Origin of the sequence: Colwellia sp. E2M01, assembly GCF_018860585.1 — a bacterium.
Taxonomy (GTDB): Bacteria; Pseudomonadota; Gammaproteobacteria; order Enterobacterales; family Alteromonadaceae; genus Colwellia.
Genome location: NZ_JAHKPR010000042.1, coordinates 1 through 2108, shown reverse-complemented (window position 1 = coordinate 2108; position 2108 = coordinate 1). Strand labels below are relative to the sequence as shown.

Sequence of the window (2108 nt, the reverse complement as noted above, 5' to 3'; positions counted from 1 at the left end):
TTTTTGTTTGCCCAGCGAAGCTGGCAAACCCGATAGGCTGAAAGATGCCTTATCACCCCGACTAAAGGGAAGATAATCCGAATGGCAAGGGCGTCACTGGCTAACGGTGAGGTCTGAAGGAAGCCATAGGAAGTTAGAGGTACACAACTAACCGTAACCTGTTTCGGCGGTATTGGTGGGTAAGCGTCCAAAATAGCGCGAAGCCCTATACTTAGTCAGACCAATACTGTGTTTGAGGGTGGAATTTCTAACAGGGAGCTAGTGCAGTAACTGGGGAAGCCTGGCATCTAAACTTAATGAGAGTAAGTGGCCTAAATTCAAGGTGAAAGCCAAGATTTAGTGTCGGTGTGAGGTGGCAGATGAACCCGTAGTAGTGAGTAAGGCTAGGCCGATGAAAGCCAGTAATGGTGTGGAGGGGAAAACCAAGCCGACCATCAACATTATGTTTGATGGGGTCAACTTTAGCCAAAAGCTTTAATTGATTGCGAAGGGGGGAAGTATTCTTTAAGCGTATGAAAGACGGGAACTTTTGTTTATCGGCTCACAAGTATTTCGACGGAAATAGCCAAAACATGACGGCCAAGCAGGAATGTAGACGCTGAGAATTGAAGGGCGAGCAATGGAGTAATGACTGACCACTTAGGCAGATTGCCAAAAAGGCTAGCACACCTAATGTCATCATGAAGAATCAGCGATAAGTAGAGTGACACGAGCAGACATACCGCAAGCAAAGGCAGAAAATGACAGTTTACTACAGCTTGTACGGACAATTATTAGACATTAATAACCTGTACAAGGGATTCAAAAAAGTGAAAGCAGCTAAAGGAGCGGCCGGAATAGATAGGCAGACCGTAGGCGCCTTCGCCCTGAATTTAGAAGCAAACTTAAAACAACTGCAACTTGAGCTGCAAACCAAGCAATATAGAGCACAACCTGTCAAACGGGTGGAAATACCCAAAGATGATGGCGGTGTCAGAATGCTAGGTATCCCCGCAGTTCGAGACCGAATAGTGCAACAAACACTATTGAACATACTCCAACCGATATTCGACATCGATTTTCACCCATCGAGTTATGGGTATAGGCCGAAACGAAGCTGTCATGACGCTATCAGTAAAGCGAGTGTATTTATCCGTAAATACCATCGCGACTGGGTCGTAGACATGGATTTGTCGAAGTGTTTTGACCTGCTTGATCATGCTTTGATAATTAGCAGTGTTAGACGCAAAGTGACGGACGGTAGTATTTTAAAACTGATTAATCAGTTCTTAAAAAGCGGAGTAATGATAGGTGAACACTGGGAGGCTAGTACGATAGGAAGCCCACAAGGTGGCGTAATTAGCCCGTTATTGGCCAATATCTACCTAGATGCTTTCGATCAAGAAATGAAAAAGCGTAATCACCGAATAGTGAGGTATGCAGATGATATCTTGATTTTGTGCAGCACAGAAAAAGCAGCGCAAGAAGCACTTAAGGCATCCACCCAGATACTAGAGCGAGACTTGAAATTAACCGTGAACCAAAATAAAACCCATATTGCTCATAGCAGCAAAGGAGTGAAGTTTTTGGGAGTAGAGATAGGTAGCCAGTGGACACGGATACAAGCATCAAAACTCATCGGGTTTAAACAAAAAGTGAAGCAATTAACAAAACGTAACGGCGGCATAAATTTAGCAGAAGTAATAAAACGGCTAAATCCAGTTGTGCGCGGTTTTGTAAATTATTTTAGTATAGCCAATTGTAAACGAGAGCTAAAAGCCTTGGCAGGTTGGATCAGACGAAGACTAAGGGCAATACAGCTGAGGTTGTGGAAGAAGCCATCAAGGCTACATCGACGACTAAAGCAGTTAGGGAAAAAGCCACCGTTTAAGTTCATTAAGATGAACTCGTGGCGTAACTCACAGAGCCCTTTATCTTGTGTATCGATGCCAAACAAATGGTTTGAGGAGCTTGGTTTATATCCAATAGAAAAAGTGAATACGGGATGGCTTGCTTTATCGGCGTTTAGGAAATAAGTTGATAAAAAGTGAAGGGTACAGGAGCCGTATACGAGGTCCGTACGTACGGTTCTGTGAGAGGGATGAGGCATAAGCCTCACCCTACTCGAT

1 protein-coding gene is annotated in these 2108 nt (G+C 44.1%); it reads left to right on the top strand.

The genetic code is table 11. The features are described 5' to 3' along the window. The first annotated feature begins 740 nt into the window (after positions 1 to 740). A complete protein-coding gene (gene ltrA / locus KO502_RS09530; RefSeq protein WP_216022349.1) occupies positions 741 to 2015 on the top strand; it encodes a group II intron reverse transcriptase/maturase in 1275 nt (424 codons plus the stop codon). Positions 2016 to 2108 lie beyond the last annotated feature (93 nt).